Here is a 25,563-nt window from a genome sequence, read left to right as displayed (position 1 = left end):
AATGCGGAATCTGATTGTGAGTGTGTTGAATCAATGTGTCAGGCGCGTGTCGCAAGCTTTTCCGCGCGCAAGCCCAGCATATACATCGCAACCGTCGCACCGGCAATTGCGGTGATGTCGGCGTGGTCATAGGCCGGCGCCACCTCGACGATATCAGAGCCGCGGATATCGAGGGGCCCGAGCTTGCGCAGCACCGAGAGCATCTTGGCCGAGGATGGGCCACCCGCGACCGGGGTACCCGTGCCCGGCGCATAGGCGGGGTCCAGGCAGTCGATGTCGAAGGTCATGTAGGTCGGCGCCGCACCGACATGTGCAAGGATCGTATCGGCGATCGCTTGTGCGCCTAAGTCCTCGACCTCGTAGCCCGGGATGATCCGGATGCCGAAATCTTCTGGCGCGTCCGTACGGATGCCGATCTGGATCGACTTAGCTGGGTCGATGACGCCTTCACGCACGGCGCGGCAGACGAAGGAGCCATGGTCGATCCGCTGGCCGTCGTCATCCCAGGTGTCCTGATGCGCATCGAAATGCACGAGCGCCAGCGGTCCGTGCTTTGCAGCATGAGCCTTGAGCAGTGGCCATGTGATGAAATGGTCGCCGCCGAGGCCGAGCAGATAGGCGCCAGACGCAATGATTTTAGCCGCTTCCTGTTCGATCAGGGCAGGAGTCTGCTGGTGATTGCCGTAATCGAGCAGCACGTCACCATAGTCGATGACCGCCATCTGCTCGAAGAGGTCGCGCGAGAAGGGATATTGCGGATCATTGTCGAAGATCGCCGAAGCGCGACGGATCGCCTGCGGTCCGAACCGGGCGCCGGGCCTGTTGGAGACGGCCGCATCGAAGGGAATGCCGAGCACGACCGCGTCGACGTCATCAAGCGTCTTCGAATACTTCCGCCGCATGAAGGAGAGCACGCCCGCATAGGTCGGATCGGTCGCCGCACCGCGCACGGTCTTTGCGGTAAAGGCGTTGTCGATCGATTTGCTGGCCATGATGCGCTTCTCCCTCTGAAAAATTTGATCAAATTAGACGGTCGGCTTCCCCGGTCAAGCCTCCATCCGTTGCGACCCGGTTGGACGTCGGACGAAAACAAAAAAGGCGGAGCCGAAGCCCCGCCTTGATTTCCGTTTCCGGTGATCCAGCGATTAACGCTTGGAGAACTGGAACGAACGACGGGCCTTCGCCTTGCCGTACTTCTTACGCTCGACGACGCGGCTGTCGCGGGTCAAGAAGCCACCCTTCTTCAGAACCGGACGCAGGCCCGGCTCGAAGTAGGTGAGGGCCTTCGAGAGACCGTGACGAACAGCGCCAGCCTGACCGGACAGACCGCCACCGGCGACAGTCGCGATGATGTCGAACTGGCCATCACGGGCAGCTGCGACGATCGGCTGCTGCAGAACCATCTGCAGGACCGGACGGGCGAAATAGGTGCGGAATTCGCGGCCGTTGATGGTGATCTTGCCGGTGCCCGGCTTGACCCACACGCGGGCAACAGCGTTCTTACGCTTGCCGGTGGCGTAGGAGCGACCCAGGGAGTCGACCTTGCGGACGTGAGCCGGAGCTGCGTCCTGTGCCGGGGCAAGGTCCTTCAGGGAAGAAAGATCGGCCATACTTAGGCGCTCCTTGTGTTCTTGCTGTTCAGCGAGGCGACGTCGAAAGCGACGGGCTGCTGAGCTTCATGCGGGTGGTTCGTGCCGGCGTAGACGCGCAGATTCTTCATCTGGCGACGACCGAGCGGGCCACGCGGGATCATGCGCTCGACGGCCTTCTCGAGAACGCGCTCCGGGAAGCGGCCTTCGATGATCTGGCGAGCCGTACGCTCCTTGATGCCGCCCGGATAACCGGTGTGCCAGTAGTACTTCTTGTCGGCATACTTGTTGCCGGTCAGTACGACCTTTTCGGCATTGATGACGATGACGTTGTCGCCGTCGTCAACGTGGGGGGTGTAGGTGGCCTTGTGCTTGCCACGCAGGTGCATGGCGATAATGGTGGCGAGGCGGCCGACAACGAGCCCTTCGGCGTCGATGAGGATCCACTTCTTCTCCACCTCTGCAGGCTTCTGAACGAAGGTAGACATAGGGGTCTCTTTCAGTGTGATCCTGCGGTCCCGTTTTGCGAGAACTGCAGGCGTTTCTTGTTGCTTGTTTCGCGCGTGTTCTGCGCAAAAAAGAATGCAGTCCCGAAGGGCCGCAGTCCGGAGAGCGGTATAGAACCACAGCAGGAGGACGTCAAGATCTGCTCGGTTGAGCGGTCGTCAGAAAGTGTTAGCAAAATCAATACGATAGTAATGGGGTATTATTTTACCCCATTTGAGGGGCCGCAGTCACTCTTGTCAGGTGCTTTCGATTGGACACGGACGAAGTGCGGAAAGATTTATTCCACTTCTGCAGTAAATGGAACGATTGTGTCGGCCAGCTCCATCGCAACCTATGATTTGGCTAATATTCGCATGAACATAATGAAAACATAAACCGAACGTATCGGCAGGCGCCCCTGAATGGAGAAAACCATGTCGCTAGAACGTCGGATCTCGCTCATTACCCTCGGCGTCGCAGACGTCGCCCGTAGCTCAGATTTCTATGCGAGACTGGGCTGGACGAAATCCTCTGCCTCCAACGACGACATTACCTTCATCCAGTTGAAGGGCACCGCCCTCGGTCTCTTTTCCCGGGCAAGTCTCGCCGAAGACGCGAAGGTGGAAAACACGCCCTCCGGCTTCTCGGGCGTGACGCTCGCTTACAATGTTTCGAGCGAAATCGGTGTCGATGCGGTGGTGAAATTTGTCATCTCCTGTGGCGCTACCCTGGTCAAGGCGCCGGAGAAGGTGAGCTGGGGTGGATATTCCGGCTATGTCGCCGACCCCGATGGCCATCTCTGGGAAATTGCCTTCAATCCCTTCTTCCCGCAGGACGAGCACGGCCACGTTGTGCTGCCTGACTGATCGGCGGCATTTGAACGATCCTTCAATGGTGTCGTTAACCCCCGGAGCCTACACTAACGTCGGGACATTAAAGGACGGGTGAACCAAAGGCCCTAGCGGGCCGGGAGGAACGCCATGAACCACGACACCTATCCGAACAGCTACCTCGCCGACATCCTGGCGACGGCCAAGAACGTGGCCGTCATCGGTGCCTCGACGGACGACAAGCGCCCCAGTCACTGGATATCCGGATTTTTGCTGGGCAAGGGCTATCATGTCTTTCCGGTCAACCCGCTGCACAGCGGTGAGCTGATCCTCGGCCAACGCGTCTATGGCTCGCTTGCCGAAATTGCTGAACCCATCCATCTCGTCGACGTCTTTCGTCGCCCGGAGCATCTCGCCGGCATCGTCGAGGATGTGCTGGCGATGAGCCCACGTCCGGCAGCGATCTGGTGCCAGCTCGGCATCCGCGACGATGCGGCTGCCGCAAGGGCGGAAGCGGCCGGCATCAAGGTCGTGATGAACCGGGCGCTGGTGTCCGAATATCCACTGGTTTACGAGCGCATGCATCCGGGCTCGGCACAGGGGCACGCGGCCTGAACGCCAGCCTTAGAATCGGATGACGGGCTTGCCGAAGCCGAAACGCCGCGTTTCGGGATCATAATCCTGGCAGTTCAAGACCGGGCAGCGATTGGTGTCTCGCGTCGGCACATAGGCGCGCTCCGCATATTCGTGCGGATCGCACATCGCACTGCGTGTCACGTAGCGGTCGTAGAGCGTCATGCCCTTCACCCGTGTCGACGCATAACGCAAGATGACCGCACGCTCGTTGATCACGCGCTGGCGCACTTGATCGCAGGTGAGGGCGGTCGAATTGTACCGCGAGATCGCAAGCGCGGGCTCAGCCAGCGTCATGGTAGCGATCGTCATGATGGCAAGGTGAGACAGTCGCATAACGTTCCTCCTTCTCGGCGTTCAATCAACGTGTAGCGCGTCGCGGCGGTTCCCTGCCTTGTTGCAGGCGGTCGCAACCCCATCTAATCGTCTTGTTACGACGAAAGAGGAGATGCAGATGGCCGATCACGATCATTATAGCGCAGACGAGCTGAGGGCGATCCTCGGTGAGGTGAAAACCATCGCGCTGCTCGGTGCATCCCCCAAGCCCGATCGTCCGAGCTTCGGCGTGATGCGATTTCTGCTCTCGAAGGGCTACAAGGTCTATCCGGTCAATCCCGGTCAGGCCGGCAAGGAAATCCTTGGCCAGGCCGTGTTTGCCACCATGACCGACATTCCAGACGAGATCGACATGATCGACGTCTTCCGTGCGCCGGAATATCTGGGTGAAGTCGTCTCCGAAGCGCTCGCCTTGCCGAAGCTGCCAAAAGTGATCTGGGGGCAGCTCTCCGTGCGCGACGACGAAGCCGTGAAGCCGGCCGAAGACGCCGGCATCAGCGTCGTCATGGACCGATGCCCGGCGATCGAAATCCCGAGGCTCGGTCTCTAAAGGTTCAGGCTTCGATCAGAAGGTCCGGATTGGCCCAGAGCGCATTCAGCGTATCGGCATTGCCGCAATAGTCGATAAAGGTCTGCTCGGCCTTGCCTTGCTGCAGATGCTGACGGCAGGTGTCCTTGGACGAACACTGCGCGCAGGTGATCTGCATGTCGCGAAAGACCCGGCGCAACCGGTACTCGACTTCCGCCGGATCGATGTTGAGCGCCCGCATCATTGCCGGCATTTCGTCTGCGGCATGCGGACCGGCCTTCACGAGCGCCAGCAATTGATGAGCGCTGATGCCGCAGTCGTCGGCAAGCGCCTCAACTTCGGCATCGGAGAGGCCTGCGAGCATGTCGCTCTGCGTGGCCTGTTCAAAACCCTGGGCAAACCAGGAAAGCACTTGCTGCACGGTGTGGCGGACCGGATCGGCGATCGTCAGTGTCATGGGTGTCTCCTTCGACTATGAAGAAGCATGCCAGCGCGCCGCGCATCTGCATTGACCTCGATCAAGCATGAATTTCCTCAAGCGCGCCTCACTTTGGAAAAATGCGGGCTGACAAGCCGTGACGACCGACTATGATCCCGCCCGAAGTCATCAAGGGAGGACTAGAAAAATGTCGGAGAACAATCCGGGTTTCGCCACGCTTGCCATCCATGCCGGGGCCCAGCCGGACCCCACCACGGGGGCCCGCATCACGCCGATCTACCAGACCACGGCCTACGTCTTCAACGATAGTGATCACGCCGCAAATCTCTTTGCCCTCAAGGAGTTCGGCAATATCTACACCCGCATCATGAACCCCACCCAGGGCGTTCTGGAAGAGCGGATTGCGGCTCTCGAAGGCGGTACGGCAGCACTTGCGGTTGCCTCAGGCCATGCAGCCCAGCTCCTGATCTTCCATTCGCTGATGCAGCCCGGTGACAACTTCGTCGCGGCCAGGAAGCTCTATGGTGGCTCGATCAACCAGTTCGGCCATGCCTTCAAGAATTTCGGCTGGCAGGTCCGCTGGGCGGATCCCGCCGATCCCGAAAGTTTCGCTGCCCAGATCGATGACAAGACCAAGGCCGTCTACATCGAAAGCCTTGCAAATCCCGGCGGCACCTTCGTCGACATTGAAGCCATCGCCGAGGTCGCCCATCGCCACGGCCTGCCGCTGATCGTCGACAACACCATGGCGAGCCCCTACCTGATCCGTCCGCTGGAGCATGGCGCTGACATCATCGTGCATTCCGTCACCAAGTTCCTTGGCGGTCACGGCAACTCGATGGGCGGCGTCATCGTCGATGGCGGCACCTTCGACTGGTCGGCCAAGCCTGGCCAGTATCCGATGCTGTCCGAGCCGCGCCCGGAATACAACGGCGTGGTGCTGCACCAGACCTTTGGCAACTTCGCCTTCGCCATCGCCTGCCGCGTCCTCGGCCTGCGTGACCTCGGGCCGGCGATTGCGCCGATGAACGCCTTCCTGCTGCTGACCGGCATCGAGACGCTGCCGCTGCGCATGCAGCGCCACTGCGACAATGCGAGGAAGGTGGCGACCTGGCTGAAGAGCCATCCCAAGGTCGAATGGGTGAACTATTCCGGCCTGCCCGACGACCCGAACAATGCGCTCCAGAAGCGTTACTCGCCGAAAGGCGCCGGTTCCGTCTTTACCTTCGGCATCAAGGGCGGGCTTGAAGCCGGCAAGGCGCTGGTCGGCGGCTTGAAGCTCTTCTCGCATCTCGCCAATATCGGCGACACGCGCTCGCTGATCATCCATCCGGCCTCGACGACCCATGCACAGCTCTCCGAAGCCCAGCAGATCGCAGCCGGTGCCGGACCTGACGTGGTGCGCCTGTCCATCGGCATCGAGGACGCCGAAGACATCATCGCTGATCTCGAGCAGGCTCTTGCCTCTGCCTGATACCCCAAGGGCGGCGATGCACGAACATCGCCGCCCCTCATTTCGGAGACCATGATGAGCCTGTCCCTGCCATTCGATCCCTCCACCGTCACGCCAGAAGAGGGCGCTCCCGCCGCCGATCGCCTGATTTCAGGCGACCCGCGCTTCACCACCTGGAACATCGAGGAAGCGGACGGCGGCATCTATGCCGGCATCTGGCAGTCGACGCCGGGCAAGTGGCGGATCTCTTACGACGAATGGGAATACTTCCACATTCTCGAAGGCCACTCTGTTGTCACCGAAGATGACGGGGAGCCGATCCATCTCAAGGCAGGCGACCGCCTGATCCTCAGACCCGGCTTCAAGGGAACCTGGGAAGTCCTTGAAACGACTCGCAAGGACTATGTCATCCGGCTGTAAACCTCTGCGCGAAGAATTCTGCAGCCTCGTGTGGCGCGGATCACTGGAGATTATTCTTCGACGGGTCTAGGACGCCCCTGCCGTTTTCAGCAAGGGTATGATTTATGAAGATTTTCCGTGTGGCACTCATCGTGCTCGTCGCGCTTTCCATCCTCGTCGGTGGGCGCTGGTACGCCTATGTCAGCAATACCGGCAGCCCCTATGATGAGGTGGGCATCGAAATCAACAGCCGCCTGCCGCTCGCGATCCGCAAATGGGGTTGCGATCAGTTGCGGCAGACATTCCCCAACAATCCGCCGCCCTATGGCTGTGCTGCTGCTGACAGCCGGAACTGGATCTGACCGGCTTTGACCGGGCCGATCTCCCCGATGGGATCGACCCGGTCCAGCGCGTGCGACCGGCGGACGCCTGAGGACGTCAGCCCGCCTTCAAAGATTGCTGTACCGCCGCTTCGTGCTCGGCGACCATCGCGGCATCCTCGGCCGAGACCTTTTGAATGCTCGCACGATTGTTGAGGCGTTTCATATAGGCCTGGAAGGCCGGGCGCGCCTCCACGAGACCGAACATCGTCGTCCAGTGCAAGGCGATGCCCCAGAGCAGGTCGGCTGCCGAGAAGCGCTCGCCGAGTAGGTAGGGGCCAGGCGTCAGCGCGTTTTCCAGCATGTCGATAAGGGACTCGTAGCTCGCATAAGGCGTGTCATTGAGAGATGCCGGCTCCCGCTTCAGGTAGCGGTCCACCACAGCCGGCTCGAAGCAGCTACCGGCGATGAACAGCCAGCGGACATAGGCACCGCGATCGGGATCGTCGAATGCCGGCGCGAGGCCGGCCTCGGCAAACAGATCTGCCAAATAGAGATAGATGGCTGCTTGCTCGGTCACGAGCGACGAACCGACGCGCACCGCCGGCACCTTGCCGAGTGGGTTGATCGCCAGATAGGCCGGCTGCCGTTGCTCGCCGGCCTTCATGTTCAGAACATGCAATTCGTAAGGAACGTTCAGTTCTTCCAGCAGCACACGCGCACCGGTGGCGCGGGTCTGGGGCGAATAGAAGAGGGTGATCGGCTGGTTCTTGGTCATCTTGTGTCTCCCTTTGAAATGCATCACGCCGTGTGGCGATGAAGAGAGATTGCGCCACCATACCTGTCAGAATGTGTCAGGTTGGTTTAGTGTTCTCGTCGAGATGAGGATTTTTTCGATGCGTGCCAGCCGCCTGATCAACATTCTGACCACCCTGCAGGCGAAGGGGCTGGTGACCGCCGAGGCGCTGGCCGAGGAAAACGATGTCTCGGTGCGCACCATCTACCGCGATGTCGATGCCCTCTCCCTCTCGGGCATCCCTGTCTACAGCGAGCGCGGCTCCGATGGCGGCTACAGGCTCCTCGACGGATATCGCGTTCGCCTCAATGGTCTGACCCCAGCCGAAGCGGAGGCCATGTTTCTCTCCGGCATCCCGGGTGCTGCCGCCGATCTCGGCCTGGGTTCGCTGATGGCGGGTGCCCAGAAGAAGCTCACCGCTGCCTTGCCCGAGGATCTGCGCGAAAGCGCGCGTCGGATACAGTCGAAGTTCCACCTCGACGCCCCGGCCTGGCTCGCCGAGGGTGAGCAGCCCGCCTATCTACAGGCGATCGCCGATGCTGTCTGGAATTCCAAGCGCATCCGCATGCGCTATCGCTCCTGGAAGGCGGAGAAGAACAGGGTCGCCGAGCCTCTCGGCATCGTCATGAAGGGCGGCGCCTGGTATCTCGTTGCGCGTGTCGACGAGACGCCGAGGACCTACCGCATTTCCCGCGTGCTCGACCTGATCGTCACCGAAGAGCGCTTCGACTGGCCGAAAGATTTTGATCTCGCCACCTACTGGACAGAGAACACGCGGCGGCTCGAAGTGGAGCTCTATCCCAACCGGGCCACGATCCGTCTCTCGGCATGGGGGCTGAAGGAGATCGAGCACATGGCGCCCCCTTATGTGCGAGCCAACCTCGAATACATCGGCGAGGCCGACGAAAACGGCTGGCGGACGGTCCGTTTGCCCGTGGCGCACGAACGCATGGCCGTGTCGGAAATGTTGAAGCTCGGAACGGAGGCCGAGGTCATCGACCCGCCGGACTTGCGTCTCGCCATGCGTCAAGCAGTCGAAACCCTGACTGCCCGCTACGCCGACGCGGCCGACCTCACCAGGTAAGGTCGAGCCGCTCCAGGCCATGGAAATGATAGACATCCTTGACGGTGGGTGCCTCGGCGATCTTCAGACCCGGCAGGCGCCGGAAGAGCAGCGGCAACACGATGTTGAGTTCCAGACGGGCGAGCGGCGCACCGATGCAGAAATGAATGCCGGCGCCGAAGGAGAGATTGGCACCTTCGTCTCGGGCAGGCTTGAAGGTCAGCGGATCGGAGAACTTCTGCGGATCGAGATTGGCAGCCGCCAGGATCAGGCTCACCTTGTCGCCACGCTTGAAGGACACGCCGTCGATCTCGCAGGGTTCCAGGCACCAGCGCTGGAATATATGTACGGGCGCACCGATACGAAGCGTCTCCTCGACGGTTCTTTCGGTCGTCTTTTCGTCGCTGAACATCGTCGCCGGATCGATGCCGCTTTCTAGGATGACCCGAACCGAATTGCCGATCTGATGCACGGTCGCCTCGTGCCCGGCATTCAACAGCACGATTGTCGTCGAGATCAGCTCATCTTCAGTAAGGAACTGGCCCTTGTGCTCGGTATGGATCATGTGGCTGAGCAGATCGTCGCGTGGCTCGGCCCGCCGCTCGGCGATCACCTGTCGCACATAATCGGCGAACTCCTTCGCCGAACGATCGGCGGCCTCTTCGTCGGCGCGGCTGCGCTTGAACATATACATGCCGACATAGTCGTGGCTCCATTTCAGGAGCTGCGGGCCCATTTCCTCAGGGATCCCGATCATTCGCGCGATCATCGTCACGGGAATGATGTCGGCAAAGCTCGCGAGAAGCTCCGTCTTGCCGTCATTTTCGAAGCCGTCGATCAACCGGTTGGCGAGCGCCTCGATCTCCGGCGTCATCTTCTCCACATGACGCGAGACGAAGGCGCGGTTGACCAGCGTTCTGAGGCGCGTGTGCTCCGGTGGCTCGATTTCGAGCAGCGAGTGTTCCTCTGCCTTGTCGAAATGCCGGGTGTGCTCAGCGGGTTCTGGCATGCCCAGTTCCTCGCGCGTCGCGATATGCAGGATCTGTCGGCCGAATCGGCGATCGCGAAGAAGGGCGTTCACATGGTCGTAGCCGGTGAAGAACCACTGCTTCTGCTCTTCCCAGTAAAAGGTGGGACAGGCCGCATGCAGCGCGGCGTAAGCGCGGTTCGGATCGCCGTAAAAGGCCGGATCGCGGGCATCGAGCGAGACCCGGCGCGTAGCCGGATCGATGGCGAGGAAGGAATGCTGTGTCATGCCGTTCTGTTTATCCTCTGCATTCCCGAGCGCAAGGGCAGTCGCTGGCACTCAGTCTTCCAGGTTGTGGGCAACGGCGGAGATGCGATTGAGGATGGCCACTTGGCGGTCGGCCTGGCGATCGACCTCTTGCAGCGGACTTTCTTCGCGGCTCGGCGGAACGGTGACGATCCTGTTTCCGGCGCGAACCGAGGTCCGGTTTCGCCCCTGCGCCTTCGCCGTGTAGAGCGCGAGATCGGCTTCCGACAGGAGGTGGTCGAGATTGGCCGAACGGAGCGGGCTTACCGAAATGCCGACGCTGGTCGTGACGGAGATCGCCTCATCATCCGTCGGGATGCTGCGATCGGCGAGCGCCAGGCGTACGGTTTCGGCAAAGAGCGCTGCATCCCTGGGCTCCGAGATCGCCAGCACGGCCGCGAATTCCTCGCCGCCGGTACGCGCAAAGACCGCGCGCTGGGGTAGCAGCGACCGGCAGACCTGCGCAAATTCCTGCAACACCCGGTCGCCGGTCGTGTGGCCATGCCGATCGTTGATCTGCTTGAAGTGATCGAGGTCGAATACCAGGACCCCCAGCGTGTCGAGGGGCGAACTCTCCACCAGCCCCTGATAGGCCTCGGCGAAACCGCGCCGGTTGAGTGCCCCTGTCAGCGGATCCGTGCGAACCAGCGCTTGCAGTTGCTCCTCCGAGCGATCCATCGTGATCTTGGCGAGGATCACGACCGATGTGATGAAGCCGATCACGGCGATCGTTCCCATCCACATGCCGAAGAAATTGTCGGAGAAACTCGTCGGACGTTGAAAGAGCACGAAGACGGTGTAGCCGATGCCAGCAATGGCCTGTGCACCCCAGAGAAAGGTAAGAAGAGCCCGGTTGCGGCTCGTACTGAAGCGGGCGCGGGATGCGATCACCGCGAGCATCAGAAAACCGATCGAGGCGCCGGCATTGTAGAGGGAGACCCGGAATGCGAACTCGTCCCGGATGAAAGGCACGAGGTTTAGGACGATCCAGAGGGTCGGCGGGATCCAGATAAGACGCGGCGCCGGCCTATGGTCGAGGGCGGCCAACCCCTTTGCCCAGAGGCTGAAGCCGACCAGCGAAATAGTGTTGGCCACCTGGATCGAGAGAAAATCGGGGATCTGCCCGCGGATGCCGACCAGGCCTAGGCCGCTGGCATGCAGGAGAAAGCCGAGGCCGAACCAGAGGAAATGTCGCTGGTCGCGGGCGTGCAGCCATATGGCGATGAGCAGAATCGCGAGCGTGTTGGCCTGGATAACCCAGAGCAAAAACGCAGTCTTCACGTCGATCACGATGCAATTCCTGAAATGATTTAGGCAGACTATCGCCCCAGAATGGCTCAAGCAGGTTAAACAGTCACTATTAAAACCAGCAGGATCCTGTTGGTTCCCGGACGTGTGCAACGGGCAGAGTTACCGAAATTTCACCATGTTAGCCGTTTCTTGTGTATCGATAAGACGTGATGGCTACCACGGCTCTGTCGACTGGCCGGAAAGTCAGGATCTGCAGCGCTGAGCGCATTTCGACCATTAAGGATATCCCGCCCTCGTGTCTTGAATGTCGGGGTGCGGACACTCTATGTAGGGATTGACAAAGATTACGTGATTCCCGCCACCGGATGTGTCGGGGAGAGGCTTAAAAAGGACCGACATGAGAAATCCCGTTGATACCGCTCTCGCTCTGGTGCCGATGGTCGTCGAGCAGACCAATCGTGGCGAGCGCTCCTACGACATTTTTTCTCGACTGCTGAAGGAGCGGATCATCTTCCTGACGGGGCCGGTCGAAGACACCATGGCCTCGCTCGTCTGCGCCCAGCTTCTCTTCCTCGAGGCCGAAAACCCGAAGAAGGAAATCGCGCTCTACATCAATTCGCCGGGTGGCATCGTCACCGCCGGCATGGCGATCTACGACACGATGCAGTTCATTCGCCCGGCTGTGTCCACGCTCTGCGTTGGCCAGGCCGCTTCCATGGGCTCGCTGCTGCTGGCCGCCGGCGAGAAGGGCATGCGTTTTGCCACCCCGAACGCCCGCATCATGGTTCATCAGCCGTCGGGCGGCTTCCAGGGACAGGCTTCCGACATCGAGCGCCATGCTCGTGACATCATTAAGATGAAGCGTCGTCTGAACGAGATCTATGTCAAGCATACCGGCAAGACATATGACGAAGTCGACAACACGCTCGATCGCGACCACTTCATGGAATCGAGCGAAGCCAAGGAATGGGGTCTGATCGACCGTATCCTGACATCGCGCGTCGAAATGGAAGGCGTCGCACCGTCGGCTTGATCCACGCTTCTGCTGCCGGCATCACCAGATGCCGGCAGACGTGATGGCAGGCGGGGTTTAAAGTCGGCGTAAAAGCGCTAATAGTGTGATTAAGGCTATGTTGAATCTTTGTGACATAGTCTGCCGAGACTGGGAGTTTTCGTTGCCGCCGCTCCGACATGGTCGGATCGGCTAGTAGCTCCGGATCGGAAGAGGTTCCCCCCAACGGCGGCGGTGGGAGCCGGACAGTGTGAGTGACCGCCCTGCCGTGACTGCGGTGGCGCGGCGTGCTGGAAGGATAAAGACATGAGCAAAGTCAGCGGAAGCAACGGCGGTGACTCCAAGAATACCCTTTATTGTTCCTTCTGCGGCAAGAGCCAGCACGAGGTCCGCAAGCTGATTGCCGGACCGACTGTGTTCATCTGTGATGAATGCGTCGAACTCTGCATGGACATCATCCGCGAAGAGAACAAGTCTTCGATGGTCAAGTCTCGCGACGGCGTTCCCACGCCGCAGGACATCATCAAGATTCTCGATGAATACGTGATCGGTCAGAAGCAGGCGAAGAAGATCCTGTCGGTGGCCGTGCACAATCACTACAAGCGCCTGTCGCATGCCTCCAAGGGCGGCGATGTCGAACTGGCGAAGTCGAACATTATGCTCGTCGGCCCGACCGGCTGCGGCAAGACCTATCTTGCCCAGACGCTGGCCCGCATCATCGATGTGCCCTTCACCATGGCGGATGCAACGACGCTGACCGAAGCCGGCTATGTCGGTGAGGACGTCGAAAACATCATCCTGAAGCTTCTGCAGTCGGCGGACTACAATGTCGAGCGCGCTCAGCGCGGCATCGTCTATATCGACGAAGTCGACAAGATCTCCCGCAAGTCGGATAATCCTTCGATCACCCGCGACGTATCGGGCGAGGGCGTCCAGCAGGCGCTTCTGAAGATCATGGAAGGCACGGTCGCTTCCGTTCCGCCGCAGGGCGGTCGCAAGCATCCGCAGCAGGAATTCCTGCAGGTGGATACGACCAACATCCTGTTCATCTGCGGCGGCGCCTTTGCCGGCCTCGACAAGATCATCTCCGCCCGTGGCGAAAAGACCTCGATCGGTTTTGGCGCAACGGTGAAGGCGGAAGACGATCGCCGCGTCGGGGAAGTGCTGCGTGAACTGGAGCCGGAAGATCTCGTCAAGTTCGGCCTCATCCCGGAATTCATCGGTCGTCTGCCAGTCCTGGCGACGCTTGAAGACCTGGACGAGGACGCACTGATCCAGATCCTGTCCGAGCCGAAGAACGCGCTTGTGAAGCAGTACCAGCGCCTGTTCGAAATGGAGGACGTCGAACTGTCCTTCCACGAGGACGCGCTTCGTGAAATCGCTCGCAAGGCGATCACCCGCAAGACCGGCGCCCGTGGACTTCGTTCGATCATGGAAAAGATCCTGCTCGACACGATGTTTGAACTGCCGGAACTGGAAGGCGTTCGCGAGGTTGTCATCTCTGACGACGTCGTCAACGGCAAGTCTCGTCCGCTCTACATCTATGCTGATCGTCAGGAAGAGAAGGCCAACGCCTCCGCCTGATCGCACCACATCGATCCTGACGAAGAGCCCGCCCTCGTGGCGGGCTCTTTCGTTTTCGGCGATCTTTTTTTGGTGCTGCCTGTGGTTATCCCAGGCCCGGTGCCCTTTTACGGTATTGCGCTGTTGTCAGGCCCGCCGATTGGGCTAGAACTGAAGCAATAGTGAGCGCTTGTGCGTCGCCCTGCTGATACCGCGTATCCGCGTCCCTGATCATCCATGCGACTGGCCGACGACCATCGGAGCGACGAGGTCACGCGTATGGTTCGCATCAGCTACACGGAGTAGTGTGAAAGCCGACAAGGTCTGTCATGCTGATGTCACAGATTCGGGATCGGCCCCGGTGACAGGCTTGAATTGGTGGGAATGCCACTCCACTTGTTGGAGGATCGAAAAATATGCCTGACGCCGCTTTTTGGGTCGGCATTTTGTCCCGGTTTCCCCGGGATCTTGGAAAGGAAGTGAAATGACGAATACGTCAGCTGCAAATGAGGCGAACACCTATCCGGTGCTTCCTCTGCGCGACATCGTGGTGTTTCCTCACATGATCGTCCCGCTGTTCGTCGGACGAGAGAAATCCATTCGCGCTCTTGAAGAGGTGATGGGCTCCGACAAGCAGATCATGCTGGCCACGCAGATCAATGCGAGTGATGACGATCCGGCATCGGACGCCATTTACGAAGTTGGCACCGTCGCCAATGTCCTGCAGCTCCTGAAGCTGCCCGACGGCACCGTCAAGGTGCTCATCGAAGGACGTGCCCGCGCCAAGGTCGAGGCCTATACGGCCCGCGAAGATTATTACGAAGCCAAGGCGAGCATTCTGGCCGAACCGGCCGAAGATCCGGTCGAGATCGAGGCTCTGTCCCGCTCGGTGGTTTCGGAGTTCGAGAACTACGTCAAGCTGAACAAGAAGATCTCCCCCGAGGTCGTCGGCGCCGCGAGCCAGATCGAGGACTACTCGAAGCTGGCCGACACCGTTGCCTCGCATCTCTCCATCAAGATCACCGAAAAGCAGGAAATGCTGGAAACGGTGAGCGTGAAGACGCGTCTTGAAAAGGCGCTCGGCTTCATGGAAGGCGAGATTTCGGTCCTGCAGGTCGAGAAGCGTATCCGCTCGCGCGTCAAGCGCCAGATGGAAAAGACCCAGCGCGAGTATTACCTCAACGAACAGATGAAGGCGATCCAGAAGGAACTCGGCGACGGCGAAGACGGCCGTGACGAGATGGCCGAACTGGAAGAGCGCATCGCCAAGACCAAGCTTTCCAAGGAAGCCAAGGAAAAGGCCGATGCCGAGCTGAAGAAGCTGCGCCACATGAGTCCGATGTCGGCGGAAGCCACCGTCGTGCGCAACTATCTCGACTGGCTGCTCGGCCTGCCTTGGAACAAGAAGTCCAAGGTCAAGATCGACCTCAACGCGGCTGAGAAAACCCTCGATGAGGACCACTTCGGCCTCGACAAGGTCAAGGAACGCATCGTCGAATATCTCGCCGTCCAGGCACGTGCGACGAAGCTGAAGGGCCCGATCCTCTGCCTCGTCGGCCCTCCGGGCGTCGGCAAGACCTCGCTCGCCAAGTCGATCGCCAAGGCGACCGGCCGCGAATACGTGCGCATGGCGCTCGGTGGCGTTCGTGACGAAGCCGAAATCCGCGGTCACCGCCGCACCTATATCGGCTCGATGCCCGGCAAGATCGTGCAGTCGATGAAGAAGGCCAAGAGGTCCAATCCGCTCTTCCTGCTCGACGAAATCGACAAGATGGGCATGGATTTCCGCGGCGATCCGTCCTCGGCCCTGCTCGAGGTGCTGGATCCGGAACAGAACTCGACCTTCATGGACCACTATCTTGAGGTGGAATATGACCTGTCGAACGTCATGTTCGTGACGACCGCCAATACGCTGAACATCCCGGGTCCCCTGATGGACCGTATGGAGATCATCCGCATTGCTGGTTACACGGAGGATGAGAAGCTCGAAATCGCCAAGCGGCATCTGCTGCCGAAGGCGATCAAGGAACATGCCTTGCGTCCGGAGGAATTCTCCGTGGCCGACTCGGCGATCATGGCGATCATCCAGCAGTACACCCGCGAAGCCGGCGTGCGCTCCTTCGAACGCGAACTGATGAAGCTCGCCCGCAAGGCCGTGACCGAAATCATCAAGGGCAAGGTGACCTCGGTCGCTGTCACCGGTGACAACATCAACGAATATCTGGGCGTCCCGCGCTACCGCCATGGCGAAGCCGAGGGCGAGGATCAGGTCGGTGTTGTCACGGGTCTTGCCTGGACGGAAGTAGGCGGCGAACTGCTGACCATCGAAGGTGTCATGATGCCGGGCAAGGGCCGCATGACGGTGACCGGCAACCTGAAGGAAGTGATGAAGGAATCGATTTCCGCAGCGGCGTCCTACGTCCGCTCGCGCGCCGTCGATTTCGGCGTCGAGCCTCCGCGCTTCGACAAGTCCGACATCCACGTCCACGTTCCAGAAGGCGCCACCCCGAAGGATGGTCCTTCCGCCGGTGTTGCCATGGCAACGGCCATCGTCTCGATCATGACTGGGATCCCAGTCAACAAGGACGTCGCCATGACGGGTGAAATCACCCTGCGCGGTCGTGTCCTGCCGATCGGTGGCCTGAAGGAAAAGCTGCTCGCAGCCCTTCGCGGTGGCATCAAGAAGGTGCTGATCCCGGAAGAGAACGCCAAGGATCTGGCGGACATTCCGGACAACGTGAAGAACAACATGGAGATCGTTCCGGTATCCCGGATGGGCGAGGTTATCCGCCACGCTCTGGTCCGTGTACCCGAGCCGATCGAGTGGGATGGAACCGTTGAAACGCCGGCGATCGGCGTGGTCGACGGCACCGATGAAACCGGTGCAACCATCGCTCACTGAGGCAAATCTGCCATAAGTGAGCCACAAAGCTCCAAAACCGACAAAAAGGCTGGCATTTATGCCAGCCTTTTTTGTGAAAAGCCGCTTAAAAGGCTTGTTTTCCGGGGCTTTCGGGTGCTTTTGAGTTGCGAAGGGCAGAAGCTTTCGTATTCTCCGCCCGACTTAATCATTTGAGTCGTTTCATACCAATCAGAAAGGGTGGAAACATGAACAAGAACGAACTCGTATCCGCGGTCGCCGAGAAGGCTGGCCTCACCAAGGCTGACGCTGCCTCTGCCGTTGATGCCGTTTTTGAAACGGTCCAGGCTGAACTGAAGAACGGCGGCGACATCCGTCTCGCTGGCTTCGGCGCCTTCACCGTCGCCCGTCGCGAAGCCTCCAAGGGCCGCAACCCGTCCACCGGCGCTGAAGTCGATATCCCGGCTCGCAACGTTCCGAAGTTCACGGCTGGCAAGGGCCTGAAGGACGCTGTCAACAGCTGATCCGTCGTGACCGTCGCCACCCTTCGGTGCCGATGGTCAGCTGACACTCTGGTGAGCCCGGCTTCGTGCCGGGCTTTCTTTTTGCCCATCTTGCGCTGCAGCAAAACGTGTCATATTTCTGTCGTGCCGGATTATCCGGCATTCGTTCTCAGGGCGGGGTGAAACTCCCCACCGGCGGTAAGGGGGAAACCTCGAAGCCCGCGAGCGCCTGTCTTCACCTAGGGGAGGGCAGGGTCAGCAGATCCGGTGTGATTCCGGAGCCGACGGTTAAAGTCCGGATGAAAGAGAATGAGGTCAGGCCGCGCCCTTCATCCGCTCGCTGCGGATCCGGGAGGCGTTGCTGCGCAGGTCCGTGCCCGTCCGGGTGCGGTTTTCGCCCTCATCTGTCCTGATTTGTGTTGGTCCTTTGGAAAGGAAACATGACATGAATCAGAGCTCGGTTTCTATTCTGCGCTCCCGGGCCGTTCTCGGCGCCGGTTTCATGGTGCTTGCGGGCATCGCCTTCGCCGCACTCAATGTCGTCACGCAGTGGCTCGCCATGACGCTCGGCTTCCCGCCGGCCTCGACCGCTTTCTGGCAATATGGCTTCGCCCTCGTCCTCTCGCTTCCCTTGCTCTTCCGGCTCGGCCTGCGCGCCATGAAGACGGCCTATCGGGTCCGCCACATCCTGCGCGTCCTGCTCGCCGCCTTCGGTGTCCAGGCCTGGGTGACGGGCCTCGCCACCGTGCCGATCTGGCAGGCCATCGCACTCGTCATGACCTCGCCTTTCTTCATCATCATCGGGGCACGCCTCTTCCTCGGCGAGACCGTCGGTCGCGATCGCTGGCTCGCGACGCTCACGGGTTTCATCGGCGCGATGATCATCCTGCAGCCGTGGTCGGATACGTTCACGCTGGCTTCCCTCCTGCCGGTCATTTCAGCACTTCTCTGGGGCGGCTCTTCCCTCATCATGAAGAACCTCACGCACTACGAAGCACCCGAGACCGTGACCGTCTGGCTCCTCGTCTTGCTGACACCGATCAATGCGGGGCTCGCGGTCGCCGGTGGCTTTGCCGTTCCGGAAGGGCTCACTCTCTGGCTGCTACTTGCCGCCGGTCTGCTGACGGCCTTCGGCCAATACCTCCTCACGCTCGCCTACAACGCGGCGGATGCAGCCTATGTCCAGCCTTTCGACGACCTCAAGCTGCCGCTGAACGTCTTTGCCGGCTGGGTCGTCTTTGGCTACGCGCCGAGCGGTTATCTCTGGCTCGGGGCTTTGCTGATCCTCGGAGCTTCGCTCTTCCTGATGCTGCGCGAGGCGGGCAAGGAAACGTCCCAGGCGGCCTGATGTGAGGATTCGTCGGATGACCGGCCAACTGTCATCCGACTGTCATCGGACTGCCCCAAAACCCCCTTGTTCCATTTCTGGATACTGGAGGTTTCCCGATGACCCATGGTCTTTCCCGCGTCGCCCTGACGGCGGCGCTTTTCGCATCCGTGGCCCTGCCGGCCACAGCTGAGCAAGTCTTCAACCGTATTGCCGCTTTCCCGGTCGCCACCAATCTGCCGGCTGACAAGGAAAAGCTTTCCACCACCTCGGCCGAGATCATCACGGCCTCGGAAGACGGCAATACCCTGATCTATTCCGACAGCCCGCTCGGCGGCATCGGCTTCATCGACATCACGGACGCCAAAGCACCGAAGGCTGCCGGTGTGCTGATGATGGACGGCGAACCGACTTCTGTTTCCGTCGCCGGTGGCAAGGTTCTCGTCGGCGTCAACACGTCTGAGAGCTTCACCAACCCGTCGGGCAAGCTCGCCGTGGTCGACATCGCCGGCAAGACTGTCGAGGGCACCTGCGACATCGGCGGCCAGCCGGATTCGGTTGCCGTGTCGCCGGACAAGAGCTTTGTTGCCATCGCCATTGAGAACGAACGCGACGAAGAGCTCAATGATGGCGCCCTGCCGCAGATGCCGGCTGGCGATCTGGTCATTTTCTCCCTGACGGACGGCGTTGCCGATTGCGGCACCATGAAGCGGGTCGCATTGACCGGCCTCGCCGAGATCTCGCCTGAAGATCCGGAGCCGGAATTTGTCTCCATCAACGATCTCGGCGAAATCGCCGTGACGCTGCAGGAAAACAACCACATTGCCATCGTCGACGGCAAGACCGGCGAAGTGAAGGCCCATTTCTCCGCCGGTACGGTCGATCTCACCGGCATCGACACCAAGTCGGACGGTGCGCTGAAGTTCACCGGCACCAAGGACGGCGTTCCGCGCGAGCCTGACGCTGTGAAGTGGCTCGACAACGACCGCCTCGTCATCGCCAATGAAGGCGACTGGAACGGCGGTTCACGCGGCTTCACCATTTTCGACAAGACTGGCAAGGTTGCTTACGAATCGGGTGCTTCGCTGGAAATGGCGATCGCCCAGATCGGTCACTTCCCCGACAAGCGCGCCCGCTCTAAGGGCGTCGAGCCGGAAGGCTTGGAAGCCGCAACCTTCGGCGACCAGAACTATTTCTTCGTTCTCGCCGAGCGTTCGTCGATCGCCGCCGTCTACAAGGATACCGGCGCCGAGCCGGAACTCACCCAGCTTCTGCCGTCGGGCGTCTCCCCTGAAGGCGCCGTTGCCATTCCCTCGCGCAACCTGTTCGTCACGGCGAACGAGGTCGATCTCGGGGAAGACGGTGGGGCGCGGTCGCATGTCATGCTCTATGAGCTGGCTGAAGGCACGCCCGCCTATCCGATGATCCAGTCCGCCATGGTCGATGGCGCGCCGATCGGTTGGGGCGCTCTCTCGGGTCTCGTCGGCGATGCCGAGAAGGCCGGCACGCTCTATGCCGTCAATGACAGTTTCTATGCCATGCAGCCGACGATCTTCACGATCGACGCGACGCAGAAGCCGGCCGTCATCACCACGGCCCTGCCGATCACGCGCGGCGGTTCTGCTGCCCAGAAGCTCGACCTCGAGGGCATCACACTCGACGGCAAGGGCGGCTTCTGGCTGGCGTCGGAAGGCGATGCTGCCAAGCTCGTCGGCCACGGCCTCTACAACGTCGATGCCAAGGGCGAGATCAAGGCCGAGATCGGCTTCCCCGTGGAACTGCTCGCCGGCCAGACCCGCTTCGGGCTCGAAGGCATCACCAGTGTCGGTACCGGTGACGACATGACGCTCTGGATGGCCGTTCAGCGCGAGTGGGCTGATGACGAAAAGGGTTCGGTCAAACTCCTCTCCTACAACCCGAAGTCCAAGGAATGGGGCGCCGTTCGCTATCCGCTGGAAGCGGCTGGTGAAGGCTGGGTCGGCCTGTCGGAAATCACTGCTCATGGCGACCAAGTCTACATCGTCGAACGTGACAACCAGATCGGCGACAACGCCAAGCTCAAGAAGCTCTACCGCGTCGCCATTGCCGATCTGAAGCCTGGGAAGATCGGCGAGCAGTTGCCGACCGTCACCAAGGAAGAAGTTCATGACTTCATCCCCGACCTGAAGGCTGCCACCAACGGCTACGTCGTCGACAAGCTCGAAGGCTTCGCCTTCGACGCATCGGGCAAGGCCTTTGCCGTCACCGACAACGACGGCGTGGATGACTCGTCTGGCGAGACCCTGTTCTGGGAAGTGAACCTGCAGGGCACCAACTGATCGAAAGATCCAAGCTCCGAAACAGAAAAGGCCGGGTGATCGCTCACCCGACCTTTTCCATGTTTGAACCCGTTCCTTGCGCAGTTAACCAGTCTCACCCTTCAGCGGTTGATTGTGCTGTGTGGCGATATACAATCGCGATGGCAATGAAGGAGATTGTGATGATCACTCAAGTCGTCAACGTTCTGAGACCTGTTTGCGTGGTGGCGACGATCGCGCTCGCGACGCTGTTCGCTCTCTGCTTCTGGGGTATAGAGTTGGTAACGATGGCCACACTCTGGAAGCTTTTTCTGACCTATCTGGCTCTGATGATCGGTTCGACTTTGATCTGCTACATAGATGATCCTCGCCGCATTACCGGTCGCTGATCGCAGAAAAAGAAGGGCGCCGGTGACGGCGCCCCTGAAGCCTGGTTACCAGCGGTGATGCACATGCGGCGCGATCAGCCGCTCATAGACCTCGCGCGACGCTGCCATGACATCGGCAGACAGGGCCGCGAGATCGGAGGCCGCAGCGTTTGCCTTGGCCTGCTCGCCATTGCGTGCACCGGGGATCACCACGGTGACGGCCTCGTGCATCAGGATCCAGCGCAGCGCAAACTGCGCCATCGAGGCGTCAGCCGGCACCAGCTTGCGAACTTCTTCGACCGCAGCAAGACCCGTCTCGAAGGGTACGCCGGCAAAGGTCTCGCCAACGTCGAAGGCCTCGCCATTGCGGTTGAAGTTGCGGTGATCTTCGGCGGCAAACTGCGTCGCAGCCGTGATCTTGCCCGAAAGCAGACCGCTTGCCAACGGCACGCGCGCGATCACGGCCACATTGCGCCGCTTGGCTTCCTGGAAGAAGAGGGCAGCCGGGCGCTGGCGGAACATGTTGAAGATGATCTGCACCGAGACGACGCCCGGATATTCGATTGCCTTCAGCGCTTCCTCGACCTTTTCGACCGACACGCCGTAATGCTTGATCTTGCCGGACTTGCGGATCTCTTCCAGCCCCTCGAACATCTCCTGACGGTAGTAGACGTCGGTCGGCGGGCAGTGCAGCTGCACGAGATCAAGGCTGTCGATTTCGAGGTTCTTCAGCGACCGGTCAATGAAGGCCTCGATATTGGCCTTGGTGTAACCATCAGCCACATGCGGGTTGAGCCTCCGCCCGGCCTTGGACGCCACCATCGGCCGCGTGCCGCCCCGCGCCTTCAGCACCTCGGCGATGATCTTCTCCGACCGGCCGTCGCCGTAGACGTCTGCCGTGTCGATAAACGTCATGCCCGCATCTAGGGCCGCATTGAGTGCCGCCCGACCGTCGGCCTCCGATACTTCGCCCCAGGATCCACCGATCTGCCAGGCACCGAAGCCGATATCGCTGACGGTGAATTCTGTCCGGCCGAAGGAATGTTCTCGCATCGTATTGTCTCTCCCGTGATTGCGGTTCCGAGCTAGCAAGTGGGGCAGGGGGTGGCAAGCTTCAACTGCTTGATTGTCTTGAAGTGATCCGCTCCGGCGTCAAATCCGAATTGCGAGGGCAGGAAGCCGGAGAAGTGAATGTCGAAGATGATCCGCAAGGGCGATCTGCCCCAGAAGACCTGTCCGGTCTGCCGCAAACCCTTCACCTGGCGCAAGAAGTGGGAGCGGGACTGGGAGAACGTCGTCTACTGTTCCGAACGGTGCCGTCGATCCGGCAAAACCGGAAGCGCCGACAAGCCGTAAACAAGTACAAACAGACCAGTGATCGGACACCCATGACAGACCAGGCTCCGGCGTCCTCCCGCCTCGCGTTCTACGCTCTGCCCGCGATCCCCATGGCTGCGATCGCGCTTCCCTTCTACATCGTGCTGCCGACCTTCTATGCCGATCACTTCGCCATGTCGCTGGCGACGATCGGGGCCGTGCTGCTCGGTATCCGCCTGATCGATGCGATCACCGATCCACTGTTCGGCTGGCTTTCCGATCGGGTCCGCTCCCGCTTCGGTCGTCGCCGCTTCTTCTTTCTGATCTCGACGCCGCTGACGGCGCTCGCGGCCTTCATGCTCTTCTGGCCGCCTCAGGATGCCGGTGTCGGTTATCTTGCCTTCTGGGGTGTCGCGCTCTCGATTGGCGCCACCTGGTCTCTGCTGCCCTACACGGCCTGGGGGGCGGAACTTGCGACCGGCTACCAGGCCCGCGTCAAGCTCTCCGCCTGGCGGGAAGGGGCGACCCTCGTCGGCTCGCTGATTGCCATCACGCTGCCCTTCGTCGGCGGCCTGGATACGGCGGTCGGCTTCCATGGCCTTGCCTGGATCGCCGTCTTCATTGCCGTCGCCCTGCCTCTCGCGGGCCTGCTTGCCGTGGCAAATGTGCCCGAGCCGGTAGACTTCTCCCGGCGCAAGCTGTCCTTGCGGGAGGGTTTCCGCCATCTGCGCGCCAACGGCCCCTTCCTGCGGCTCGCCTCCGCCTTCCTGCTCAACAGCTTCGCCAATGCGATCCCCGCATCACTCTTCATCTATTTCGTCGGCCAGCGCCTCGGTGCTCCCGCCATGCAGGGCCCTCTGCTCTTCATCTATTTCCTCTGCGCGATCGCCGGTGTGCCGCTGGCGGTCGCAACCGCGAAACGCCTCGGCAAACACCGCGCCTGGTGCTTCGCCATGATACTCGCCTGTGCGGTCTTCTCGGTCGCCGGCTTCCTCGGGGAGGGCGATGTTCTCGCCTTCACCGTCGTCTGTGTCGTCACTGGCCTGCTGCTTGGCTTCGATCTGACGCTGCCACCGGCCATTCAGGCCGATGTCATCGACAACGACACCGTGTCATCAGGCGAACAGCGCTCCGGTCTCTATTTCGCTGCCTGGAGTTTCATCACCAAGCTCGCTGTCGCCCTGTCCGCTGGCGTCGTTTTCCCGCTGCTCGACCTCGCGGGCTTCATCGGAAGTCAGACGGCGACCCAGACGCCACAGGCGCTGACGACGTTGACCGCGCTCTATGCCTTCCTGCCCATTCTGCCGAAACTGGCAGCCATTGCCTTGATGTGGAATTTCTCCCTTGATGAGGCGGCTCATCAAAGGCTGCGCTCGAGCCTTGTCGGCAAGACCTGAGAGCTTGAGTGTCTTTGACAGATCTGCAGGCGGCAGCTAGATCGGCCCTATGAGTCAGTAGGCTCGCGTGAAGATTACGACTTTTTTCATTTTCATTGCAGAACGCTGCTCGCGTTCACGGTTTGTCATCTCCGCGTCGTGTTTTATGCTTCACAACCGGCCAAGCCCGGGGGTGGGTACAATATTTGGTCGATATAGGTGTTGAATGCGCATTGTTATGATCGGTTCGGGTTATGTCGGCCTGGTGTCGGGAGCCTGTCTGGCGGACTTCGGTCACGAGGTGATCTGTGTCGACAAGTCGACGGAAAAGGTCGAGGCGCTGGAGCGGGGTGAAGTGCCGATCTTCGAGCCCGGGCTGGAGGCGATCATCGCCCATAACCGCGCCTCCGGCCGCCTGAGCTTCTCGCTCGATCTCGCCGGCCCGGTCGCCAATGCCGATGTCGTCTTCATCGCTGTCGGCACGCCGTCTCGCCGAGGCGACGGTCATGCCGACCTCACTTACGTCTACGCCGCCGCCCGCGAGATCGCCGCTGCCGTGACCGGCTTTACGGTCGTCGTCACCAAGTCTACGGTGCCTGTCGGCACAGGTGATGAGATCGAGCGCATCTTCCGCGAGGAGTTTCCCGAGAAGGACATCGCCGTCGTCTCGAACCCGGAATTCCTGCGCGAAGGGGCGGCCATCACCGACTTCAAGCGCCCGGACCGCATCGTCATCGGCACGAGTGAAGAGCGCGCTACCGAACTGATGCGTGAGGTCTATCGCCCGCTCTATCTCAACGAGGCACCGCTCTATTTCTGCGAACGCCGCACCTCCGAGCTGATCAAATACGCGGCGAACGCTTTCCTGGCGATGAAGATCACCTTCATCAACGAGATTGCCGATCTCTGCGAGCATATCGGGGCAGATGTGCAGAAGGTCGCCAAGGGCATCGGCATGGACAAGCGCATCGGCGACAAGTTCCTCCATGCCGGCCCCGGCTATGGCGGCTCCTGCTTTCCGAAGGACACGCTGGCGCTGGTCAAGACGGCACAGGACTACGGCAGCCCGATGCGGCTGATCGAGACGACGGTTGCCATCAACGATACCCGCAAGCGGGCCATGGGCCGCAAGGTGATCGCCGCCTGTGACGGCACTGTGCGTGGCAAGAAGATCGCCGTGCTCGGCCTGACCTTCAAACCGAACACCGACGACATGCGCGATGCACCCGCCATCACCATCGTCCAGGCGCTGCTCGACGGCGGTGCAGACGTCCATGTCTTCGACCCCGAAGGCATGGAAGCGGCCAAGGCCGTGCTCGGGCCCGTGACCTATGGCAAGAACCCTTACGAGATCGCGATCGATGCCGAGGCGATCGTTGTTGTTACTGAATGGGACGAGTTCCGCGCGCTCGATTTCCGCCGCCTCAAGCAGGAGATGAAGGCGCCCGTCATCGTCGACCTGCGCAACATCTACAAGCCGGAGGAGATGGAGAAATACGGCTTCAGCCATGTCCCGATCGGCAAGCGGAAGGTGAAGGCCTGA

26 protein-coding genes and 1 riboswitch are annotated in these 25,563 nt (G+C 60.7%); of the genes, 17 read left to right on the top strand and 9 right to left on the bottom strand.

Translation table 11 applies throughout. The features are described from left to right. Positions 1-38: 38 nt before the first annotated feature. The 3 genes from speB to rplM form a co-directional block, all read right to left on the bottom strand. Entirely contained in the window at positions 39-992 is a 954-nt protein-coding gene (gene speB, locus E9677_RS13880) for an agmatinase (RefSeq protein ID WP_136558657.1), read from the bottom strand. Between the two features lie 153 nt (positions 993-1,145). Then, positions 1,146-1,610 carry a 30S ribosomal protein S9 gene (rpsI, locus tag E9677_RS13875; RefSeq protein WP_112242644.1) on the bottom strand — a complete coding sequence of 155 codons (465 nt, stop codon included), beginning with the start codon at positions 1,608-1,610 and terminating at the stop codon, positions 1,146-1,148. A 2-nt stretch (positions 1,611-1,612) separates the two neighbouring features. Continuing rightward, positions 1,613-2,077, bottom strand: coding sequence for a 50S ribosomal protein L13 (gene rplM, locus E9677_RS13870; protein WP_136558656.1), 465 nt, complete (start codon positions 2,075-2,077; stop codon positions 1,613-1,615). Between the two features lie 432 nt (positions 2,078-2,509). Between rplM and E9677_RS13865 the strand changes: the two genes are divergently transcribed. Both E9677_RS13865 and E9677_RS13860 read left to right on the top strand, forming a co-directional pair. Beyond that, positions 2,510-2,941, top strand: a complete 432-nt coding sequence (locus E9677_RS13865; RefSeq protein ID WP_136558655.1) for a VOC family protein — start codon at positions 2,510-2,512, stop codon at positions 2,939-2,941. Positions 2,942-3,055: 114 nt separating this feature from the next. Next, entirely contained in the window at positions 3,056-3,520 is a 465-nt protein-coding gene (locus tag E9677_RS13860; protein WP_136558654.1) for a CoA-binding protein, read from the top strand. A gap of 9 nt (positions 3,521-3,529) precedes the next feature. Here E9677_RS13860 and E9677_RS13855 read toward each other — a convergent pair whose 3' ends face one another. Beyond that, the gene (locus tag E9677_RS13855) at positions 3,530-3,874 is read right to left on the bottom strand and encodes a hypothetical protein (RefSeq protein ID WP_136558653.1); all 345 of its coding nucleotides are present in this window, start codon (positions 3,872-3,874) and stop codon (positions 3,530-3,532) included. A gap of 118 nt (positions 3,875-3,992) precedes the next feature. On the opposite strand from E9677_RS13855, the gene E9677_RS13850 reads away from it, so the two are divergent. Next, a complete protein-coding gene (locus tag E9677_RS13850; protein ID WP_136558652.1) occupies positions 3,993-4,424 on the top strand; it encodes a CoA-binding protein in 432 nt (143 codons plus the stop codon). A 4-nt stretch (positions 4,425-4,428) separates the two neighbouring features. On the opposite strand, the gene E9677_RS13845 is transcribed toward E9677_RS13850, so the two are convergent. Further along, on the bottom strand, positions 4,429-4,860 hold the full coding sequence (locus E9677_RS13845) for a DUF6455 family protein (RefSeq protein ID WP_136558651.1): 432 nt from the start codon (positions 4,858-4,860) through the stop codon (positions 4,429-4,431). Positions 4,861-5,029: 169 nt separating this feature from the next. Here E9677_RS13845 and E9677_RS13840 point away from each other — a divergent pair, with 169 nt between their 5' ends. The 3 genes from E9677_RS13840 (at position 5,030) to E9677_RS13830 (ending at position 7,056) form a co-directional block, all read left to right on the top strand. Next, on the top strand, positions 5,030-6,316 hold the full coding sequence (locus E9677_RS13840) for an O-acetylhomoserine aminocarboxypropyltransferase (RefSeq protein ID WP_136558650.1): 1,287 nt from the start codon (positions 5,030-5,032) through the stop codon (positions 6,314-6,316). Between the two features lie 54 nt (positions 6,317-6,370). Further along, complete coding sequence (locus tag E9677_RS13835; protein ID WP_136559062.1) at positions 6,371-6,715, top strand: cupin domain-containing protein; 345 nt, start codon at positions 6,371-6,373, stop codon at positions 6,713-6,715. Positions 6,716-6,819: 104 nt separating this feature from the next. Continuing rightward, complete coding sequence (locus tag E9677_RS13830) at positions 6,820-7,056, top strand: hypothetical protein (RefSeq protein WP_136558649.1); 237 nt, start codon at positions 6,820-6,822, stop codon at positions 7,054-7,056. A 76-nt stretch (positions 7,057-7,132) separates the two neighbouring features. Here E9677_RS13830 and E9677_RS13825 read toward each other — a convergent pair whose 3' ends face one another. After that, complete coding sequence (locus tag E9677_RS13825) at positions 7,133-7,792, bottom strand: glutathione S-transferase family protein (RefSeq protein ID WP_136558648.1); 660 nt, start codon at positions 7,790-7,792, stop codon at positions 7,133-7,135. A 118-nt stretch (positions 7,793-7,910) separates the two neighbouring features. Here E9677_RS13825 and E9677_RS13820 point away from each other — a divergent pair, with 118 nt between their 5' ends. Then, a complete protein-coding gene (locus tag E9677_RS13820; RefSeq protein WP_136558647.1) occupies positions 7,911-8,894 on the top strand; it encodes a helix-turn-helix transcriptional regulator in 984 nt (327 codons plus the stop codon). On the opposite strand, the gene E9677_RS13815 is transcribed toward E9677_RS13820, so the two are convergent. Both E9677_RS13815 and E9677_RS13810 read right to left on the bottom strand, forming a co-directional pair. Next, positions 8,884-10,128: a cytochrome P450 gene (locus tag E9677_RS13815; protein ID WP_136558646.1), complete on the bottom strand. Its 1,245-nt coding sequence runs from the start codon at positions 10,126-10,128 to the stop codon at positions 8,884-8,886. The genes E9677_RS13820 and E9677_RS13815 overlap by 11 nt on opposite strands. A gap of 51 nt (positions 10,129-10,179) precedes the next feature. Further along, a complete protein-coding gene (locus E9677_RS13810; protein ID WP_136558645.1) occupies positions 10,180-11,436 on the bottom strand; it encodes a GGDEF domain-containing protein in 1,257 nt (418 codons plus the stop codon). 358 nt (positions 11,437-11,794) lie between these two features. On the opposite strand from E9677_RS13810, the gene E9677_RS13805 reads away from it, so the two are divergent. The 7 genes from E9677_RS13805 to E9677_RS13775 all read left to right on the top strand — a co-directional run bounded on the left by E9677_RS13805 (position 11,795) and on the right by E9677_RS13775 (position 21,348). After that, positions 11,795-12,430 carry an ATP-dependent Clp protease proteolytic subunit gene (locus E9677_RS13805; protein ID WP_136558644.1) on the top strand — a complete coding sequence of 212 codons (636 nt, stop codon included), beginning with the start codon at positions 11,795-11,797 and terminating at the stop codon, positions 12,428-12,430. Positions 12,431-12,715: 285 nt separating this feature from the next. Then, entirely contained in the window at positions 12,716-13,993 is a 1,278-nt protein-coding gene (clpX, locus tag E9677_RS13800; protein WP_112242673.1) for an ATP-dependent Clp protease ATP-binding subunit ClpX, read from the top strand. Positions 13,994-14,456: 463 nt separating this feature from the next. Beyond that, positions 14,457-16,874 carry an endopeptidase La gene (gene lon, locus E9677_RS13795; RefSeq protein ID WP_136558643.1) on the top strand — a complete coding sequence of 806 codons (2,418 nt, stop codon included), beginning with the start codon at positions 14,457-14,459 and terminating at the stop codon, positions 16,872-16,874. Positions 16,875-17,080: 206 nt separating this feature from the next. Next, positions 17,081-17,356 carry a DNA-binding protein HupB gene (hupB, locus tag E9677_RS13790; protein WP_006727558.1) on the top strand — a complete coding sequence of 92 codons (276 nt, stop codon included), beginning with the start codon at positions 17,081-17,083 and terminating at the stop codon, positions 17,354-17,356. A 140-nt stretch (positions 17,357-17,496) separates the two neighbouring features. After that, positions 17,497-17,650: riboswitch (FMN riboswitch) on the top strand. Between the two features lie 130 nt (positions 17,651-17,780). Next, positions 17,781-18,683: a DMT family transporter gene (locus E9677_RS13785; protein ID WP_136558642.1), complete on the top strand. Its 903-nt coding sequence runs from the start codon at positions 17,781-17,783 to the stop codon at positions 18,681-18,683. A gap of 98 nt (positions 18,684-18,781) precedes the next feature. Next, the gene (locus tag E9677_RS13780) at positions 18,782-20,980 is read left to right on the top strand and encodes an esterase-like activity of phytase family protein (RefSeq protein WP_136558641.1); all 2,199 of its coding nucleotides are present in this window, start codon (positions 18,782-18,784) and stop codon (positions 20,978-20,980) included. 161 nt (positions 20,981-21,141) lie between these two features. Continuing rightward, entirely contained in the window at positions 21,142-21,348 is a 207-nt protein-coding gene (locus tag E9677_RS13775; protein WP_136558640.1) for a hypothetical protein, read from the top strand. A gap of 45 nt (positions 21,349-21,393) precedes the next feature. Here the strand turns inward: E9677_RS13775 and E9677_RS13770 are convergent, their stop codons facing one another. Beyond that, a complete protein-coding gene (locus tag E9677_RS13770; RefSeq protein ID WP_136558639.1) occupies positions 21,394-22,380 on the bottom strand; it encodes an aldo/keto reductase in 987 nt (328 codons plus the stop codon). A 138-nt stretch (positions 22,381-22,518) separates the two neighbouring features. On the opposite strand from E9677_RS13770, the gene E9677_RS13765 reads away from it, so the two are divergent. From E9677_RS13765 to E9677_RS13755, 3 genes are all read left to right on the top strand, one after another. Next, entirely contained in the window at positions 22,519-22,683 is a 165-nt protein-coding gene (locus tag E9677_RS13765; RefSeq protein WP_136558638.1) for a DUF2256 domain-containing protein, read from the top strand. A gap of 32 nt (positions 22,684-22,715) precedes the next feature. Then, positions 22,716-24,041, top strand: a complete 1,326-nt coding sequence (locus tag E9677_RS13760; protein ID WP_136558637.1) for an MFS transporter — start codon at positions 22,716-22,718, stop codon at positions 24,039-24,041. A 205-nt stretch (positions 24,042-24,246) separates the two neighbouring features. Next, positions 24,247-25,563, top strand: a complete 1,317-nt coding sequence (locus E9677_RS13755) for a UDP-glucose dehydrogenase family protein (protein WP_136558636.1) — start codon at positions 24,247-24,249, stop codon at positions 25,561-25,563.

The sequence above is a fragment of the Peteryoungia rhizophila genome, assembly GCF_004912145.1.
GTDB classification, from domain to species: domain Bacteria; phylum Pseudomonadota; class Alphaproteobacteria; order Rhizobiales; family Rhizobiaceae; genus Allorhizobium; species Allorhizobium rhizophilum.
This window is presented reverse-complemented; position numbering and strand designations above follow the sequence as displayed.